General features: G+C 40.6%; 19 protein-coding genes and 1 pseudogene. 16 read left to right on the top strand and 4 right to left on the bottom strand.

Features of this window, described 5'->3' with window-relative positions:
- Window positions 1–9 precede the first annotated feature (9 nt).
- From O3652_RS03340 to coaA, 3 genes are all read right to left on the bottom strand, one after another.
- Window positions 10–543: a DNA topology modulation protein gene (locus O3652_RS03340; RefSeq protein ID WP_371590062.1), complete on the bottom strand. Its 534-nt coding sequence runs from the start codon at window positions 541–543 to the stop codon at window positions 10–12.
- Between the two features lie 52 nt (window positions 544–595).
- Window positions 596–832 (bottom strand): 30S ribosomal protein S20, encoded by a 237-nt coding sequence (gene rpsT, locus O3652_RS03335; RefSeq protein WP_001274000.1) that lies wholly within the window; start codon window positions 830–832, stop codon window positions 596–598.
- 67 nt (window positions 833–899) lie between these two features.
- Window positions 900–1820: a type I pantothenate kinase gene (gene coaA, locus O3652_RS03330; RefSeq protein ID WP_371590061.1), complete on the bottom strand. Its 921-nt coding sequence runs from the start codon at window positions 1818–1820 to the stop codon at window positions 900–902.
- Between the two features lie 201 nt (window positions 1821–2021).
- Here coaA and O3652_RS03325 point away from each other — a divergent pair, with 201 nt between their 5' ends.
- From O3652_RS03325 to O3652_RS03285, 9 genes are all read left to right on the top strand, one after another.
- Window positions 2022–2426, top strand: coding sequence for a hypothetical protein (locus O3652_RS03325; RefSeq protein WP_049519633.1), 405 nt, complete (start codon window positions 2022–2024; stop codon window positions 2424–2426).
- Window positions 2427–2628: 202 nt separating this feature from the next.
- Window positions 2629–3219 (top strand): class I SAM-dependent methyltransferase, encoded by a 591-nt coding sequence (locus O3652_RS03320; RefSeq protein ID WP_125413144.1) that lies wholly within the window; start codon window positions 2629–2631, stop codon window positions 3217–3219.
- Complete coding sequence (locus O3652_RS03315; RefSeq protein WP_125413143.1) at window positions 3216–4493, top strand: pyrimidine-nucleoside phosphorylase; 1278 nt, start codon at window positions 3216–3218, stop codon at window positions 4491–4493. The genes O3652_RS03320 and O3652_RS03315 overlap by 4 nt, the downstream gene beginning before the upstream one ends.
- A 19-nt stretch (window positions 4494–4512) precedes the next feature.
- On the top strand, window positions 4513–5175 hold the full coding sequence (gene deoC, locus O3652_RS03310) for a deoxyribose-phosphate aldolase (RefSeq protein WP_125413142.1): 663 nt from the start codon (window positions 4513–4515) through the stop codon (window positions 5173–5175).
- Window positions 5162–5551 carry a cytidine deaminase gene (locus O3652_RS03305; protein WP_000246096.1) on the top strand — a complete coding sequence of 130 codons (390 nt, stop codon included), beginning with the start codon at window positions 5162–5164 and terminating at the stop codon, window positions 5549–5551. The genes deoC and O3652_RS03305 overlap by 14 nt, the downstream gene beginning before the upstream one ends.
- 89 nt (window positions 5552–5640) lie before the next feature.
- Window positions 5641–6696 (top strand): BMP family protein, encoded by a 1056-nt coding sequence (locus tag O3652_RS03300; RefSeq protein ID WP_001036150.1) that lies wholly within the window; start codon window positions 5641–5643, stop codon window positions 6694–6696.
- A gap of 136 nt (window positions 6697–6832) precedes the next feature.
- Window positions 6833–8368: an ABC transporter ATP-binding protein gene (locus O3652_RS03295; RefSeq protein WP_000929834.1), complete on the top strand. Its 1536-nt coding sequence runs from the start codon at window positions 6833–6835 to the stop codon at window positions 8366–8368.
- Window positions 8361–9419 carry an ABC transporter permease gene (locus tag O3652_RS03290; protein ID WP_000038681.1) on the top strand — a complete coding sequence of 353 codons (1059 nt, stop codon included), beginning with the start codon at window positions 8361–8363 and terminating at the stop codon, window positions 9417–9419. Before O3652_RS03295 ends, O3652_RS03290 begins: the two co-directional genes overlap by 8 nt.
- Window positions 9420–9421: 2 nt before the next feature.
- On the top strand, window positions 9422–10378 hold the full coding sequence (locus tag O3652_RS03285; RefSeq protein WP_000029132.1) for an ABC transporter permease: 957 nt from the start codon (window positions 9422–9424) through the stop codon (window positions 10376–10378).
- A 32-nt stretch (window positions 10379–10410) separates the two neighbouring features.
- On the opposite strand, the gene plsY is transcribed toward O3652_RS03285, so the two are convergent.
- Window positions 10411–11052, bottom strand: coding sequence for a glycerol-3-phosphate 1-O-acyltransferase PlsY (gene plsY, locus O3652_RS03280; protein ID WP_084943359.1), 642 nt, complete (start codon window positions 11050–11052; stop codon window positions 10411–10413).
- Between the two features lie 135 nt (window positions 11053–11187).
- Between plsY and parE the strand changes: the two genes are divergently transcribed.
- From parE to O3652_RS03245, 7 genes and pseudogenes are all read left to right on the top strand, one after another.
- Window positions 11188–13137 carry a DNA topoisomerase IV subunit B gene (gene parE, locus O3652_RS03275; protein WP_371590060.1) on the top strand — a complete coding sequence of 650 codons (1950 nt, stop codon included), beginning with the start codon at window positions 11188–11190 and terminating at the stop codon, window positions 13135–13137.
- A 12-nt stretch (window positions 13138–13149) separates the two neighbouring features.
- Entirely contained in the window at window positions 13150–14454 is a 1305-nt protein-coding gene (locus tag O3652_RS03270) for a hypothetical protein (RefSeq protein ID WP_125413141.1), read from the top strand.
- 341 nt (window positions 14455–14795) lie between these two features.
- A complete protein-coding gene (locus O3652_RS03265) occupies window positions 14796–15434 on the top strand; it encodes a DUF6261 family protein (protein ID WP_371590059.1) in 639 nt (212 codons plus the stop codon).
- Window positions 15435–15456: 22 nt separating this feature from the next.
- A complete protein-coding gene (locus O3652_RS03260; RefSeq protein ID WP_061416999.1) occupies window positions 15457–16002 on the top strand; it encodes a hypothetical protein in 546 nt (181 codons plus the stop codon).
- A 1-nt stretch (window position 16003) separates the two neighbouring features.
- Entirely contained in the window at window positions 16004–16306 is a 303-nt protein-coding gene (locus tag O3652_RS03255; RefSeq protein ID WP_061416998.1) for a hypothetical protein, read from the top strand.
- A gap of 17 nt (window positions 16307–16323) precedes the next feature.
- Window positions 16324–16437 (top strand): annotated as a pseudogene (locus tag O3652_RS03250) (N-acetyltransferase); the annotation flags it as partial.
- A gap of 16 nt (window positions 16438–16453) precedes the next feature.
- A complete protein-coding gene (locus tag O3652_RS03245) occupies window positions 16454–17272 on the top strand; it encodes an aminoglycoside 6-adenylyltransferase (RefSeq protein WP_142998943.1) in 819 nt (272 codons plus the stop codon).
- Window positions 17273–17345: the final 73 nt, after the last annotated feature.

Genomic DNA, 17345 nt, shown 5'->3' with positions numbered 1-17345 from the left:
AAACCAACGTTAGACACGTTGGTTTTTCTTGTTATGCGCTAGATTTTCTAAGAAGTACTCCATCTCCTTTTGAGACCGGAGAACAATTACTTTCTCTGGGTAGTTTTCTTGAACCCGTTGATAGCGTTCTTTAGCATTCTTTGTCCGCCCATCCCAGAGAATCCATCTGATAAAATCCCAGTCAAAGCGTTCAGGACAGCCTGCTGCCATACTTTCTCTGACCTTGCCTCGGTAAGTGAGATACCGTTTGAAGGCTCGAAAGAAACAAGTCCATGGTGAAAAATTGAGAAAGATGATTTGGTCAGCTTCCTGCATTCTTTCTTCATAGCAACACCAAGAGTAGTTGCCGTCGATGACCCAAGCTTCGTGCTTTGTGAGAAAGTTTTTCATCTCGTCCAGCATCCATTCGCGGTCACTGTCTTGCCAACCAGGTTGAAATTGGAGTGTGTCCATATGCAGTTTGGGGATGGAGTAGTAGTTTGACAACTTTTCAGCTAGAGTTGACTTGCCTGCTCCAGAATATCCTATGATTGCGATTTTCATTTTCTACCTTTTCTGATTAGAGGACAAAAAAACAGCCTCTATGGACTGTTTCTTATTTAGCAAGTTTAGCTGAAAGACGAGCTTTATCGCGGCTTGCTTTGTTTTTATGAATCAAACCTTTAGTTTCTGCTTTGTCGATAGCTGAGCTAGCAGCACGGAAAAGTTCTTCAGAAGGGTTTGCTTCGAAAGCTTTGATAGCAGTACGCATAGCTGATTTTTGAGCTGAGTTTTTTTCGTTTTGTTTAACGTTCAATTCAGCGCGTTTGATAGCTGATTTAATGTTTGCCAATGTTCTTACCTCCATATTTACTAACTATACCATTATATATGAAAACTTAGGTTTTGACAAGGGGAAATTATTTTTTTAGGTAAATTTCATCGATTTCATGGTTTTTAGTCTTGTGGAGAATGACCTCGGCGCGATTCCTTGTCGGTTCGATATAGTTTTGTAGATTTGTGAGATTAATACTGGTCCAAACTTGGTGAGCAAAAGCTTCAACTTCTCCAATCGGCATTTGTGTAAAGCGGTGGTAGTAGCTGTTGGGGTCATTTTGGGCAAAGCTGAGCAGCTTTAAGAAACGATCCAGATACCAGCTTTCAATGTCTTCAACTGCTGCATCCACATAGATGGAGAAATCAAAGAAATCAGTAATGTAAAGGCGCTCATTTTGAGGGTTTTGAAAGACATTTATCCCCTCGACAATGACAAAATCAGCAGCTTTGACACGTTGTTTCTTTCCAGGTACGATGTCATACACTTCATGAGAATAGACAGGAATATCGACATCTTGCCCATTCTTTAGGCGGTCAAGAAAATTCAGCAAGGCTTCCATATCATAACTTTCAGGAAAACCTTTGCGATTTAAGATATCTTGATCCAACAAGGTTTGATTGGGATAGAGAAAACCGTCAGTTGTCACTAGCTCTACAGTAGCATCCGGTAGAGTACGTGATAGAAGAATCTGAAGTAAGCGACTAGTAGTCGATTTGCCCACAGCAACACTACCAGAAACCCCAATGATAAAAGGCTGAGATTTACTTTCGCGTTGAAGAAAAATTCCTTTTGAAAATGCCAAATCATCTTTAGTGCGCTTGTAAATATGGATAAGATGGACAAGGGGAAGATAGACGTCTGTTACGTCCTGCAGACTAATCTGGTCATTGAAGCTCTTGATGGATTCTAACTCTTCCTCTGTCAAGGGAGGGGTTGTTTTGCGATGCAATGATTGCCAAGTCTGGCGACTGATTTTTTCAAAATGTAAAAATTCGTTGGTCATTTGTTTTCCCCTAGATATTTTGTTTATCATACCATAAAAAGCTAAAAAGATAAAGCGGTTTCTTGATGGTAGTAAGTCAATATCGTATAATAGAGGTAGATGGAGGTTGAATAATTTAATGATGAGATAGAGAATGGTTTCTGAAGACTTATCAGTTATTGAAAGTGGGCTTTGTGGTTCACAACTTATAGGAGGTGTGTCATGAAAATCTTAAAAAGTTATATATTGGAACTCTGTTTTATTTTAAGTTTTGCCTTACCTTTTATAAGGGGAGCGAATGCGGATAATGGTAGACGCTTTGTAGAAACCTATTACGGTTTTACCTTCTTAATGGATCATCTCCTTGTAACAGTTATCTTTATCTGTTCACTCTTGATTACTTGGCTAGTAAAAAAGCAGTGGACAAAATGGCTTGCTGCTGGTAGTTATCTATTTTTGATTTTGTGGATTGCTACAGAGGGTTATTTATTCCGTATGTCACTAGAAGATTTGATACGACTTTGGACAAGTTTGGAAATCTTGACACAAACTTATCAGTTGGGTTTTTATCTAAACATCATATTGGGAATCCTGTTGATAATAAAGTATTTTAAGGTTAAGCAATAGTGATAAAAATGCGCTTGATTACAGGCGATCTGTTTTTTCCTGACTATGATAATTTGTAGTTCCTGATAGATTGTAATGTATTTCTGATAATTGAAAGAGATTGAAGAAAAGGTCTTTTGACTAGGATTCTTCAGTCTTTTTCATTTGATCATCACTTTGTAAACGATTTACAATTCAAGCCAAATTATGGTAAAATAGTTTTATGAGTAAAATGTATTATGCAGAAAATCCTGATGCTGCTCACGACATTCATGAGTTGAGAGTGGAGTTGTTGGGAGAAAACATGACCTTTTTGACGGATGCGGGTGTTTTTAGCAAGAAAATGGTTGACTTTGGGAGTCAGCTCTTGCTCAAGTGTCTAGAGGTAAATGAAGGAGAGACGGTCCTTGATGTGGGTTGTGGTTATGGGCCATTGGGTTTGTCGTTAGCCAAGGCTTATGGAGTTCAGGCGACCATGGTTGATATCAATAATCGTGCCTTGGACCTAGCGCGACAAAATGCTGAACGAAATAAAGTAGAAGCAACGATTTTTCAATCCAATATCTATGACCAAGTTGAAGGGAAATTTGACCACGTTATTTCCAACCCGCCCATTCGAGCGGGCAAACAGGTTGTTCATGAGATTATCGAAAAGAGCAGAGATTTCTTGAAAGACGGAGGAGATTTAACCATCGTCATTCAGAAAAAACAAGGAGCTCCAAGTGCTAAAAGTAAGATGAAAGACGTTTTTGGCAATTGTGAAATCGTAAAGAAAGATAAGGGATACTATATCCTTAGAAGTGTGAAAGAATGAGAGCAGTTGATTTAATCCAAAAGAAACGAGATGGTCAAGAACTGACTGCAGCTGAAATCAAGTGGCTGGTAGAAGGCTATGTGGCTGGAACAGTTCCAGATTATCAAATGTCTGCTTTTGCTATGGCTGTTTATTTTAAAGGAATGACCACACGTGAGATTTCTGATCTGACGATGAATATGGTCAAGACAGGTCAGGAGTTTGATTTGTCAGCTATTGAGGGGGTTAAAGTTGATAAGCATTCGACTGGTGGTGTAGGTGATAAGGTGACCTTAATCTTGGCTCCACTTGTTGCGAGTTTCGGTGTGCCCGTTGCTAAAATGAGTGGTCGTGGTCTCGGCCATACTGGTGGGACAATTGATAAATTGGAGTCCATTAAGGGCTATCAAGTCGAGCGAAGTCAAGAAGATTTTATTCGTCAGGTACAGGATATTGGTGTATCTGTCATTGGGCAGTCCGATCAGCTGGTTAAAGCAGACAAACTTCTCTATGCCCTCCGTGATGTGACAGCAACTGTCGACACGATTCCTTTGATTGCTAGTTCGGTGATGAGCAAGAAAATTGCTGCAGGAGCGGATGCCATTTTGCTAGACGTAACGGTCGGTGAAGGTGCCTTCATGAAGACGGTTGATGAGGCGCGCGAATTGGCTCAAACCATGGTGGATCTTGGTAAGGCAGTTGGTCGAAAGACGGTAGCAGTCATTACCGATATGAGTCAGCCCTTGGGAAGAGCCATTGGGAATCGTCTCGAAATCCTTGAGGCGATCGAGATTCTTCAAGGAAAAGGCCGAGAAGATATTAGTCACTTTATCTGCGAATTGGCTCAGATTATGCTTGGTTTGGCTGATGTTGAGAAAACGATCGAGGAAATCCGTCAACACCTGGAAAATGGCCAAGCACTGGCTAAGTTTGAAGAAATGGTAGCAGCACAAGGCGGTGATTTAGAAGATCTCTATCGCCCCGTCAAAGTTGCCCATGTGGTGGAAATTCCAGCTCAAGATACAGGTGTTATTTCAGCTCTTCCTGCAATGGAATTTGGACTCTATGCCATGAGACTAGGAGCTGGTCGTGCAGTCAAGTCTGATGACTTGGACTATGAAACAGGGATTGTTTTTGAAAAGAAAGTTGGAGACTCCGTTCAAAAGGGTGAAATTGTTGCAAAAGTTTATACAAATGGAAAAATTTCTTCTGAACTAGTTACAGAATTTCAAAAATATGTTAAAATAAATGATGGAGTGCAAAGTTTACGAGAAATTATAGAAATTATCTCATAAAACCAGGGAGAATCCGAATATGAAGTTAAATAAATATATCGATCATACGCTTTTAAAGCAAGATGCAAGTCAAGAACAAATTGATCGTTTGCTATCTGAAGCGCGTGAGTATGACTTTGCCAGCGTTTGTGTTAATCCTACATGGGTTAAACATGCGAAAACAGGGCTTGAAGGCTCAGATGTAAAGGTTTGTACAGTAGTAGGTTTTCCTTTGGGAGCAACAACTTCATCTGTGAAATCTTTTGAAACAAAAGAAGCTGTCCAAAACGGTGCAGATGAGATTGATATGGTTATCAATGTCGGTGCCCTCAAATCAGGCAATCTGGATTTGGTTGAATCGGACATCCGTGCTGTCGTAGAAGCAAGTGGTGACAAGTTGGTTAAGGTCATTATTGAAGCTTGCTTGTTAACAGACGATGAAAAGGTTGTGGCCTGCCAATTATCCCAGAAAGCAGGCGCTGACTTTGTCAAAACATCAACTGGATTTTCAACAGGTGGTGCCACTATTGAGGATGTTCAGTTGATGCGTGAAACAGTCGGGCCAGATATGGGAGTTAAGGCGGCTGGTGGAGCTCGTTCATATGCAGATGCTGTCGCTTTTGTGGAAGCAGGCGCTACCCGTATCGGAACATCTGCTGGTGTAACAATCTTAAAAGGAGAATTAGCAGATGGCGACTACTGAGTTGATTGAACTAGCAATTGAAACCAGCAAGAAAGCTTATGTGCCTTATTCTCACTTTCCTATCGGAGCTGTTTTAGTTGCCAAGGATGGTAGCATTTATACGGGTGTCAATATCGAGAATGCTAGTTATCCCTTGACTAATTGTGGAGAACGTACTGCTATTTTTAAAGCAGTTTCGGAGGGGCAACGGGAGTTTTCAGAATTGATTGTCTACGGACAAACTGAAAAACCCATCTCGCCATGTGGTGCTTGTCGCCAGGTCATGGTTGAATTTTTTGAACAAGATCTAAAAGTGACTTTAGTCGCTAAAGATAAATCGACGGTCGAGATGACGGTCGGGGAGTTACTTCCATACTCATTTACAGACTTAAACTAGTCTGAGTCACTCTCTGAGTGATGCGGTCCTTGTGGCCAACCAATCCATACTTGCAACATCGTTGCACATCTTATTTAGGAGGTTCAGTAATGAACAAGAAACAATGGCTAGGCCTTGGTCTAGTTGCAGTAGCAGCAGTTGGACTTGCTGCATGTGGTAACCGCTCTTCTCGTAACGCCGCTTCATCTTCATCAGAAATGAAGACCAAAGCAGCAATCGTAACAGATACTGGTGGTGTTGATGATAAATCATTTAACCAATCAGCTTGGGAAGGTTTGCAAGACTGGGGTAAAGAACACAATCTTTCTAAAGATAAAGGTTACACTTACTTCCAATCAACAAGCGAAGCAGACTATGCTAACAACTTGCAACAAGCGGCTGGAAGTTACAACCTGATCTTCGGTGTTGGTTTTGCTCTTCACAATGCAGTTGAGGAAGCAGCAAAAGACCACTCTGACCTAAACTATGTCTTGATTGATGATGTGATTGAAGGTCAAAAGAATGTTGCGAGCGTAAGATTTGCGGATAACGAAGCAGCTTACCTTGCTGGTGTTGCAGCAGCGAAAACTACGAAAACAAAACAAGTTGGTTTTGTAGGTGGTATTGAATCTGAAGTTATTTCACGTTTTGCAGCTGGCTTCAAAGCTGGTGTTGAGTCAGTAGACCCATCTATCAAAGTCCAAGTTGACTACGCTGGTTCATTTGGTGATGCTGCCAAAGGTAAAACAATCGCAGCAGCTCAATACGCTGCCGGTGCAGACGTTGTCTACCAAGCAGCTGGTGGTACAGGTGCTGGTGTCTTTGCTGAAGCAAAATCATTGAACGAAAACAAAAATGAAAACGAAAAAGTTTGGGTTATCGGTGTAGACCGTGACCAAGCAGCAGAAGGTAAATACACTTCTAAAGATGGTAAAGAATCTAACTTCGTTCTTGTATCTACATTGAAACAAGTTGGTACAACTGTAAAAGATATTGCCAACAAAACAGAAAAGGGTGAATTCCCTGGTGGACAAGTGATTGTTTACTCATTGAAAGATAAAGGGGTTGAGCTAGCAGTAACAAACCTTTCAGAAGAAGGTAAAAAAGCTGTTGAAGATGCAAAAGCTAAAATCCTTGACGGAAGCGTAAAAGTTCCTGAAAAATAATGGATAAAAGTCATTTCTTAGGAAGCGGCCATTGGTCGCTTCTTTAAGAATTGAGGCAACTTTTGTCTCAATAGAGCTTGTTAATGTGATTAGCAGGTTTTATTGAAATAAAATAAACCTCTGAAAGGAAGAGCATATGGCACACGAAAATGTCATTGAGATGCGGGATATTACCAAGGTGTTTGGTGAATTTGTAGCAAACGACAAAATCAACTTGCAACTGCGAAAGGGTGAAATCCATGCACTTTTAGGAGAAAATGGAGCGGGTAAATCCACTCTGATGAATATGCTGGCAGGACTTCTTGAACCAACGAGCGGTGAAATTGTGGTGAATGGTCAGGTTGTAAAACTTGACTCGCCATCTAAAGCCGCTGGTCTTGGAATTGGGATGGTTCACCAACATTTTATGTTGGTTGAGGCTTTTACAGTAGCTGAGAATATCATTTTAGGAAGTGAAATCACTAAAAATGGTGTTCTAGATATAGCTGGAGCTACTAAAGAAATCAAGGCTCTTTCTGAACGTTATGGTTTAGCAGTGGATCCTGCTGCTAAGGTGGCGGATATTTCCGTTGGTGCCCAACAGCGTGTAGAAATCTTGAAAACACTCTATCGTGGTGCTGATATCCTTATCTTTGATGAACCTACAGCCGTATTGACTCCTTCAGAGATTGATGAGTTGATGGCAATCATGAAAAACCTTGTCAAAGAAGGGAAGTCCATCATTTTGATTACCCACAAGTTAGATGAGATTCGTGCGGTATCGAATCGAGTGACGGTTATCCGTCGTGGGAAATCAATCCAGACAGTTGAAATCGCAGGCGCAACAAATGCGGACTTGGCAGAAATGATGGTTGGACGCTCAGTCTCCTTTAAAACGGAAAAACAGGCACCACAACCCAAAGAAGTGGTCTTGTCTATCAAGGACTTGGTTGTCAATGAAAACCGCGGTGTACCAGCTGTGAAGAATCTTTCTTTGGATGTTCGTGCTGGTGAAATTGTTGGTATTGCAGGTATTGATGGCAATGGTCAATCTGAACTCATTCAAGCCATTACAGGCCTTCGTAAGGTTGAGTCAGGTAGCGTTGAATTAAAAGGCAAATCAATCGTGGGGATGCATCCTCGACAAATTACAGAACTAAGCGTGGGGCACGTTCCTGAGGACCGTCACCGTGATGGCTTGATTTTGGAGATGATGATTTCAGAAAATATCGCTCTTCAAACCTACTACAAAGAACCACTCAGCAAGAATGGTATTTTAAACTATGCCAATATCACTTCACATGCTAAGAAATTGATGGAAGAGTTTGACGTCCGTGCTGCCAGTGAATTTGTTCCAGCGGCAGCTCTTTCAGGAGGAAATCAACAAAAAGCGATTATCGCTCGTGAGATTGACCGAGATCCTGATCTCCTTATCGTCAGCCAGCCAACTCGTGGTTTGGATGTCGGTGCCATTGAATATATCCACAAACGTTTGATTGAAGAGCGTGATAACGGGAAGGCTGTCCTTGTTGTCAGCTTTGAATTGGATGAGATTTTAAATGTCTCAGACCGAATTGCTGTTATTCACGATGGTAAGATTCAAGGTATTGTATCGCCAGAAACAACTAACAAACAAGAACTTGGTGTCTTGATGGCTGGTGGAAACTTGGGAAAGGAGAAGAGTGATGTCTAAAAAATTACAACAAATTTCGGTTCCCTTGATTTCCGTATTCTTAGGAATCTTGCTCGGAGCCATTGTCATGTGGATCTTCGGCTATGATGCTATCTGGGGTTATGAGGAGTTATTCTATACAGCTTTCGGTAGCCTCCGTGGGATTGGAGAAATTTTCCGTGCCATGGGTCCTCTTGTCTTGATAGGTCTTGGTTTCGCAGTTGCCAGTCGAGCAGGTTTCTTTAACGTTGGACTTCCTGGTCAAGCACTTGCAGGCTGGATTCTCAGTGGTTGGTTTGCCTTGTCAAATCCAGATATGCCTCGTCTCGTTTTGATTCCATTGACAGTGATCATTGCTTTGATCGCAGGTGGAATTGTTGGTGCGATTCCAGGTATCCTCAGAGCCTATCTCGGTACGTCAGAGGTTATCGTGACCATCATGATGAACTACATTGTATTGTATGTGGGAAATGCCTTTATTCATGCCTTTCCGAAAGATATTATGCAAAGTACAGACTCAACGATTCGTGTTAGTGCCAATGCTACATACCAGACACCATGGTTATCAGAGTTGACTGGAAATTCCCGTATGAATATCGGAATCTTCTTTGCAATCATTGCTGTAGCTGTGATTTGGTTCTTGCTCAAGAAAACGACTCTCGGTTTTGAAATTCGTGCAGTTGGTCTCAATCCCCATGCTTCAGAGTACGCTGGTATTTCAGCAAAACGTACAATCATCCTATCAATGATTATCTCTGGTGCCTTGGCTGGTCTTGGTGGAGCGGTCGAAGGTCTTGGAACTTTCCAAAACGTTTACGTTCAGGGATCATCATTAGCTATCGGATTTAACGGGATGGCAGTTAGTTTGCTTGCTGGAAATTCACCAATTGGAATTCTCTTTGCAGCCTTCTTATTTGGAGTTTTGCAAGTAGGAGCACCGGGTATGAACGCAGCGCAAGTTCCGTCTGAGCTTGTTAGCATTGTAACAGCGTCTATTATCTTCTTTGTCAGCGTTCACTACATTATCGAACGCTTTGTCAAACCTAAAAAACAAGTTAAAGGAGGTAAGTAAGGATGTCTATTACAACATTACTCACCCTCTTGGTCTCTTCTATGCTGATTTACTCAGCACCACTTATTTTTACGAGTATCGGGGGAGTTTTCTCTGAACGCGGTGGTGTCGTTAATGTCGGTCTTGAAGGAATTATGGTTATGGGGGCCTTTTCTGGGGTTGTCTTTAACCTTGAGTTTGCAGAACAACTTGGAGCAGCGACTCCTTGGATTTCCTTGTTAGTTGCTGGTATCGTGGGAGCTATTTTCTCCCTCATCCATGCAGTCGCTACAGTTCATTTTCGTGCGGACCATGTTGTCAGTGGTACAGTATTGAACTTGATGGCTCCTGCCCTAGCAGTTTTCTTGGTTAAAGTTCTTTATAACAAAGGGCAAACGGATAACTTAAGCCAGACTTTTGGACGTTTTGATTTCCCAGTTTTGGCTGATATCCCAGTGATTGGAGATATCTTCTTCAAGTCAACCAGTCTACTAGGTTATATCGCGATTGCCTTCTCTTTCCTTGCTTGGTTTATTCTCTTTAAGACACGTTTTGGTCTTCGTCTTCGCTCTGTTGGTGAACACCCTCAAGCAGCAGATACCTTGGGGATCAATGTCTACAAAATGAGATATCTTGGGGTTGTTATTTCAGGTTTCCTTGGTGGAATTGGGGGAGCGATTTATGCTCAATCCATTTCAGTTAACTTCTCAGTGACAACTATTGTCGGTCCTGGATTTATTGCCCTTGCTGCGATGATCTTTGGTAAATGGAACCCAATTGGTGCTATGCTTTCTAGTCTTTTCTTTGGACTTTCACAAAGTTTGGCAGTTATCGGTTCTCAATTGCCTTTCCTACAAGGAGTGCCAGCGGTTTACCTTCAAATCGCGCCTTATGTCTTGACCATCCTGGTCTTGGCAGCCTTCTTTGGAAAAGCAGTTGCACCTAAGGCAGACGGTATCAATTACATCAAGTCAAAATAAGCATACAAAAAACGTCAGTTCAAACTGGCGTTTTATTTGTTAGGATTTTGATGGGTTAGGTTCAATCCCCAAGGGACGAGATTTTCAGTTTTATTTTTGATGCGTGCGATATTATCCTTGTGACGAATGATAATCAAGCTAGCAAGTGCCAGGATAATCAGAATGAAGAGAGGGTCGTAGCTGCTCAGGATAAATCCAAATAGTGGAAATAGGAGAACTCCGATAACGGCTGCGATAGAAGCAGTAACGCTAGACAGTGAAATCATACTACCTAGATAGAGGCTTCCAAAGAATACGATTGCTAGATAGAGACAGAAAACAGGCGCAAATCCGAAAATCAATCCAGCACTGGTTGCGACAGCCTTGCCACCCTTAAATCCTGCAAAGATAGGGAAGGTATGTCCAATCACAGCCAAAAGTCCAAATACAAGAGGTGATACACCTTGAAGGTGGAAAAGGATTGGAAGGAGAGTGGCCAAGGTTCCTTTAAAGAAGTCAATCACAAAGGTTGCCATACCCGCTTTCTTACCTAAAATTCGGAAAGTATTGGTTGTTCCGGTGTTTCCAGAACCATGTTCACGCAGATTTGTTTGAAAGAAGATTTGTCCAATCCAAAGACCAGATGGAATCGAACCTAGCAGATAAGCTAAAATTAATAATACAAATGTCATCATAGAACTATTATACCATGAAATGCTATAGAAAGTCAGAGAATATCCTGTGAAATTGTGACAGCTGAAAGGGAAAAGCTTTGCAAAATCGCTAGAAAACCTGTAAAATAGAAAAGATGAACAAATAGGAGGTTCCTTGTGTCAAAAAAGGAAATCAATATTAATAACTACAATGATGACGCCATTCAGGTGCTAGAAGGGTTGGATGCGGTCCGTAAACGTCCAGGGATGTATATTGGATCGACCGACGGTGCTGGTCTCCATCATCTAGTCTGGGAAATTGTGGACAATGCAGTAGATGAAGCCTTGTCTGGATTTGGTGACCGTATTGATGTGACTATCAATAAGGACGGCAGTTTAACCGTTCAAGACCATGGTCGAGGGATGCCAACTGGGATGCACGCCATGGGAATTCCAACTGTTGAAGTTATCTTTACCATTCTCCACGCTGGAGGAAAATTTGGTCAAGGTGGCTATAAGACATCTGGAGGTCTCCACGGGGTTGGTTCTTCCGTTGTTAATGCCCTTTCTAGTTGGCTAGAAGTTGAAATTACTCGTGACGGTACAGTCTACAAGCAACGTTTTGAAAATGGTGGGAAACCCGTCACAACCTTGAAGAAAATTGGTACAGCACCCAAGTCTAAGACAGGTACCAAGGTTACCTTCATGCCTGACGCGACGATTTTTTCTACGACTGACTTCAAGTACAATACCATTTCAGAACGACTCAATGAGTCAGCCTTTCTCTTAAAAAATGTTACCTTGTCTTTGACAGATAAGCGAACAGATGAAGCAATCGAATTCCATTATGAGAACGGGGTACAAGACTTTGTTTCTTACCTCAATGAAGACAAGGAAACCTTGACGCCAGTCCTATACTTTGAAGGGGAAGACAATGGTTTCCAAGTAGAAGTAGCCCTCCAGTACAATGATGGATTTTCAGATAATATTCTATCCTTTGTCAATAACGTACGTACCAAGGATGGGGGGACGCATGAGACAGGACTCAAGTCAGCCATTACTAAGGTCATGAACGACTACGCGCGTAAGACTGGGCTCCTCAAGGAAAAAGATAAAAATCTTGAAGGTTCAGACTATCGTGAGGGACTAGCGGCCGTTCTTTCTATCTTAGTACCTGAAGAACACCTCCAGTTTGAAGGACAGACCAAGGACAAACTTGGAAGTCCACTAGCTCGTCCGATTGTGGATGGGATTGTGGCTGAAAAACTAACTTTCTTCCTTATGGAAAATGGAGAATTGGCTTCCAATCTTATTCGCAAAGCTATCAAGGCGCGTGATGCCCGTGAAGCGGCTCGCAAGGCGCGTGATGAGAGCCGAAATGGTAAGAAAAACAAGAAAGACAAGGGCTTGTTGTCTGGAAAATTGACCCCAGCCCAGTCTAAGAATCCTGCCAAGAATGAACTCTACCTAGTTGAGGGGGATTCTGCCGGTGGTTCTGCCAAGCAAGGCCGTGACCGTAAGTTCCAAGCTATCCTACCTCTTCGTGGTAAGGTGATTAATACAGCCAAGGCCAAGATGGCAGATATTCTCAAAAATGAAGAAATCAATACCATGATTTATACCATCGGAGCGGGTGTCGGAGCAGACTTCTCTATTGAAGATGCCAACTATGACAAGATTATTATCATGACCGATGCGGACACCGATGGTGCCCATATCCAAACTCTTCTTTTAACATTCTTCTACCGTTATATGCGTCCGCTAGTTGAGGCAGGACATGTCTATATCGCCCTTCCGCCTCTTTACAAGATGTCCAAAGGTAAAGGCAAGAAAGAAGAAGTGGCCTATGCTTGGACGGACGGAGAGCTAGAAGAACTCCGCAAGCAATTTGGCAAAGGCGCTACCCTCCAACGCTACAAAGGTCTTGGTGAGATGAATGCAGACCAGCTCTGGGAAACAACCATGAATCCAGAAACTCGCACTCTTATCCGTGTTACGATCGAAGACCTAGCACGCGCTGAACGCCGTGTCAATGTCCTCATGGGAGACAAGGTCGAACCACGCCGCAAGTGGATTGAGGATAATGTCAAGTTTACACTGGAAGAGAGTGGGGAGATGGTGTTTTAGGGAGAAAAATATATGGATAAACAAAAATTGATATCTTTTTTATTTGATTTTGCTGGGATGGATTTGGACAAGCTTTTAGAGGGGCTGGGAATAGATGAAAAACTTGAGCGCCAAAAAATTCAAAATGTAGCAAATGATTTTGAAAAATATATATTGGAGAGACATGGCGAAAATCCTAGTTATGAGGATATAGCCAAATTCTGGAAGGAAAATCAAGTTTCTGAAGAGCTTATAAAAATTCGGTATAACTGGAATAGTAAATATAAAGATTATGAAGAATTTAAAAATCACCTCAAAACAATGATTAGTAGCCAAGACTTTGATCATGTTCTGTTTTTTGAATTGATGGATGAATTTGAAAAATGTCTGTCTGATACGATACGTAATCTTTCAACACTCTCAAAATCTGATGTTGCGCAACATAAAAAATTGCATGAGGATACTAGGGATGAAATCGCTAGTTTGTCAGAACAAAGTAGCAAGCAACATCAAGAACTTTTAGAAGTGATTAAACAAGTGCAGAGTCCGGATATTTCAGATTTTGATTGGTATTTTGAAGCTGTCGAGTTAGACGGTCGTTCTGTTGACTGTTATGAATTGAAATCTCAGTATAAAGATTTAGTATTGAAGGATGTCAAATTTTGGTATGTCAATAAGTTATGGAAAGAGGCACTTAAAGGCGAAATTGACCGAGCTTTAACATGGATTGGATTTATTGAAGATGACATAAAGATTATAGATGAATTTTCTGAAATGGATATGCTGAAAACCTTAGGAGATGAATATGTTACCTTGTATCAAAAATATAATTATCAGACTATGAAAGCATGTTTTGAACGTTTAAATTTCAGAGAGCACTATCTAAAAAGTAAAGCTATTTTTGAAGATCTGTTTTCCGATGGAACCTCATATAAATGGATTGTAACGAACAAAGCAGAAATAGGGGATATTAAAGTTGGTGGTAAACTTTCTAATACAGATGTAGAGGGTTTCAAAAAATTCTATACTCTTGATGGTGTTGGCGGACCAGCACAATTAGTGAATGATTTTTTTTATGAAGGGAAAAGTCTTCTGGTTATTGAGGGAACTTATAAAAGTAATAAAATTTATACTGTCTTTAAATTTACGACGTTAGGTCAGGCTAATACAAGAAATTTAATTCCGAGCAGAGGCGAACCGTTATCTGATGAAGATGATGAAATTATTGAGTTAATAGAAAATTCAATTAAAAAAGGGTTGTCTTATGATTTAGACGACTTTATTACTTATAGTCATCTATCAAACATGAAGCGTTACTTTATTGAACCTTTAGATTAAAAACATTTTATATTTTCTAATATTTACCCCCTAGACAAGAAATCCCACCTGAAGAATATCTTGTCTAGTGGGAAATAATCCAAAACACACATGTGTGTTTTGGATTATTGGAGTAAAATACGAATATTTAGATATGTTCTGGATTATTTTAGAGCAAAAACTTAAAAACACATTATTGAAAGAGGCGTTTTATAAAAAAAGAATATGGAATCACGAGTTTAACTGTACGTAATTTAGAAAACAACGAATTCTTCCAACTTCTATCTGAGAGCAAGGACGAGTTGGGGGCTTTTACAAAAGCCAATAAGTCTGAGCAGGTTTATGCAACGAAGCTTGGGGATATGGAGAAACTTCTTGAGACCTTGCAAGCTGGTTTGCACCGTTCCAAGGCCAGTCAAACGGTGGCTAGTTTGGAAGCGTCTGATCGCGAGCGTGATGATGCGCTTTCTACCTTGACTGGTTTGGTCAAGGCCTTCTCTCGTGTGAAAGAGGCAAGTAGCAAGGAAGCTTACGACAAACTCAGCAAACTTTTCAAAAATTATGCTGGGCTAACGAGTATGAGCTACGAAAAAGAGACAGAAGCTATTAATCATTTGCTCAAGGAGCTAAAAGATAGTGACTACCAAACTGCCCTTTCAACCCTGCATTTGACAACTCATGTAGAAACCTTGACAAAAGCGCAGGCTCAGTTTGAAAAAGCCTATAAGGAGCGCTTGGCTGAGCAAAAAGGCAAGCACCTAGTCAAAACAAGGAAATCCGTGCGAAACTACAAGAAATCTATGACTTCCTTGTGGACTTTACTGCAATCAACGCCTATGCTTATCCAGATAAAAAGCGGTATGCTGATCTCCGTGACCATCTCAACGCTATCCGTAGTCGCTATAAAAAACGCAAGCCAATCAAAAAAATTACCCCAACACAACCAGAAGAAGCCAAGTAGGTTGTTCTGGTTAATTTATGCGAGTCAAAATAAATCTTAGAAAGTGAATATAGGATATAAAGATGAATGAATTAGTGATTGGATTATTTGCGGCTCTGTTAGGTGCAATTGTATCAATCTTTACCTTATATACCAATTATAGAAGTTCTTTAGATGGCATTTCAGGCTGGCGCTCAAAGCTTTTTGATGCAGCTTCTGCTAAAGAAATTACGCTTAAAGAAGTTCAGGTGTTAAGGACAGCTCTACGCTATGAACCAACTCAGAAAGTTCAAGAAAACACTTTTGATTGGATATCTAATATCATGATTTACTATTGTGATTATATTTCGTTAAAGTATTTTGAACATCATGAAACAAGTCTCTTGTATCAAGAACAGGAAATCATCAGAGTTTTTATCAGATGTCTGTTGAAGAACCATTGGGAATACAATGCTTCTATGCTATCATCGTTGAAATTTTTGAAGGTTTATTACAATGCTTCAAAACAACCAGAATTTATTCGTGAAACGTATGAGAAAGCAAAGGCAATAAGTAGAACCTTAGAGAATGACAATGAAGAATACGATCTGATTGAAAAAATCAATAAAAAGATGATGGGAAGTGTATGAGATGAAGCATGATATAGATATTAAGATCACTAAAAATAGTGAGGAGAAGATAAATAAATTTAATGTTGAAGATTATTTAAAAAATGTAAAATCTAGTGAAACTAATCAAGTGGAGGAAGACAAGGATAATATTATGCCAAAAATTTCAGGTTGGGCCATATTGCTCATGATTGTTATTGTAGGAGTTAATTTTGCAAGCAATCAAAGCTGGTGGTTCAAGCCAATTGGACGTCAAACAAATGTATTAGCTGTTCTGTTAGTAGTTTTACTTATTATTAATGAGCTTTTTAAAAAGAAAAAATAAAAACAAAGATGGCTGTCAAAGTCATGAAAAAACTAGGCATGAAATTTGTCAAAGAATTTGATAATGAAAAAGTTCCAGCAGACAGTCCCCTTTATAGACATATCCTCTACAGAATCAAGAATCTCCACTAAAAAGGCAGGTATTTCCATGAGAACAGAATCCGAAATGTTGAATCTAATTTTACAAACCGCAAAAAGTCTAAAAGTCGAGGCTATCGCCATGTCTGGTTCACGGACAAATCCAAAAGCACCAAAAGATGTGTTTCAGGATTACGACGTGGTCTATGTCGTGGACGACTTAGATAATCTGACGAGTGACCTTTCTTGGTTAGACCAGTTTGGCACTCGTATCATTGAGCAGCATAATATCCTAGGCAACCGTCGACTTTATCTGATGCTATTTGAAGATGGAAATCGGATTGATTTGACCCTCTGTCCTACGGAGTATATTCAAGAGTGGGTGGATAGTGAAGCAGGGTTCACCGTTTTAGAAGATAAGAAGGGTTTATTTGAACCCTACTTTCCAAGTCCTCAACGTTTTTGGACAAGCCCAGCTAGTGAGATAGAGTTTGAAAAAGCCTGCAATGAATTTTGGTGGGTATCAGCCTATGTGGTCAAGGGAATCTGTCGTAAGCAAGACATCTATGCCACGGGCCATCTCTACGGGATTTGCCAACAAGAACTCTTGAAGGTTTTGGCTTGGCAGGTTGCAAGTGATAGGGGAACAGTCGATATTGGTAAGAACTACAAGTATCTTTTCCAGTATTTGCCTACAGAGAAAGAGAAGGAATTCTCAGCTCTGCTTGCTTTTTCAAGTGTAGAGAAACTTACTCAGTCATTGTTTGCTACGATGCAACTTTTCCACAGAGAAGCTCAAATACTTGCTCAAAAGATGAGCTTTCCCTACGATAAGGTAGTAGCTGAGAAGATGATTGAGTATGCTGAAAAGAGACTTCTTAATCGCTGAATTATTTAAAAGATTAGCCTACAGAAAGGATAGTTTGGTTACTTAATGTAACTGAACACGGGACTAATTTCCG

The organism is Streptococcus sp. 27098_8_23, from assembly GCF_041432195.1.
Taxonomy (GTDB): Bacteria; Bacillota; Bacilli; order Lactobacillales; family Streptococcaceae; genus Streptococcus.
The sequence above is the reverse complement of the archived record's forward strand: the minus strand, read 5'-3'. Positions and strand labels throughout refer to the sequence as shown.

What these genes read in the sequence shown, in the direction of transcription:
- O3652_RS03340 (WP_371590062.1), bottom strand. Translation starts at nt 543, where the DNA reads ATGAAAATCGCAATCATAGGATATTCTGGAGCAGGCAAGTCAACTCTA.
- coaA (WP_371590061.1), bottom strand. Translation starts at nt 1,820, where the DNA reads ATGACCAACGAATTTTTACATTTTGAAAAAATCAGTCGCCAGACTTGG.
- O3652_RS03325 (WP_049519633.1), top strand. Translation starts at nt 2,022, where the DNA reads ATGAAAATCTTAAAAAGTTATATATTGGAACTCTGTTTTATTTTAAGT.
- O3652_RS03320 (WP_125413144.1), top strand. Translation starts at nt 2,629, where the DNA reads ATGAGTAAAATGTATTATGCAGAAAATCCTGATGCTGCTCACGACATT.
- O3652_RS03315 (WP_125413143.1), top strand. Translation starts at nt 3,216, where the DNA reads ATGAGAGCAGTTGATTTAATCCAAAAGAAACGAGATGGTCAAGAACTG.
- deoC (WP_125413142.1), top strand. Translation starts at nt 4,513, where the DNA reads ATGAAGTTAAATAAATATATCGATCATACGCTTTTAAAGCAAGATGCA.
- O3652_RS03305 (WP_000246096.1), top strand. Translation starts at nt 5,162, where the DNA reads ATGGCGACTACTGAGTTGATTGAACTAGCAATTGAAACCAGCAAGAAA.
- O3652_RS03300 (WP_001036150.1), top strand. Translation starts at nt 5,641, where the DNA reads ATGAACAAGAAACAATGGCTAGGCCTTGGTCTAGTTGCAGTAGCAGCA.
- O3652_RS03295 (WP_000929834.1), top strand. Translation starts at nt 6,833, where the DNA reads ATGGCACACGAAAATGTCATTGAGATGCGGGATATTACCAAGGTGTTT.
- O3652_RS03290 (WP_000038681.1), top strand. Translation starts at nt 8,361, where the DNA reads ATGTCTAAAAAATTACAACAAATTTCGGTTCCCTTGATTTCCGTATTC.
- O3652_RS03285 (WP_000029132.1), top strand. Translation starts at nt 9,422, where the DNA reads ATGTCTATTACAACATTACTCACCCTCTTGGTCTCTTCTATGCTGATT.
- plsY (WP_084943359.1), bottom strand. Translation starts at nt 11,052, where the DNA reads ATGATGACATTTGTATTATTAATTTTAGCTTATCTGCTAGGTTCGATT.
- O3652_RS03270 (WP_125413141.1), top strand. Translation starts at nt 13,150, where the DNA reads ATGGATAAACAAAAATTGATATCTTTTTTATTTGATTTTGCTGGGATG.
- O3652_RS03265 (WP_371590059.1), top strand. Translation starts at nt 14,796, where the DNA reads ATGGAGAAACTTCTTGAGACCTTGCAAGCTGGTTTGCACCGTTCCAAG.
- O3652_RS03260 (WP_061416999.1), top strand. Translation starts at nt 15,457, where the DNA reads ATGAATGAATTAGTGATTGGATTATTTGCGGCTCTGTTAGGTGCAATT.
- O3652_RS03255 (WP_061416998.1), top strand. Translation starts at nt 16,004, where the DNA reads ATGAAGCATGATATAGATATTAAGATCACTAAAAATAGTGAGGAGAAG.
- O3652_RS03245 (WP_142998943.1), top strand. Translation starts at nt 16,454, where the DNA reads ATGAGAACAGAATCCGAAATGTTGAATCTAATTTTACAAACCGCAAAA.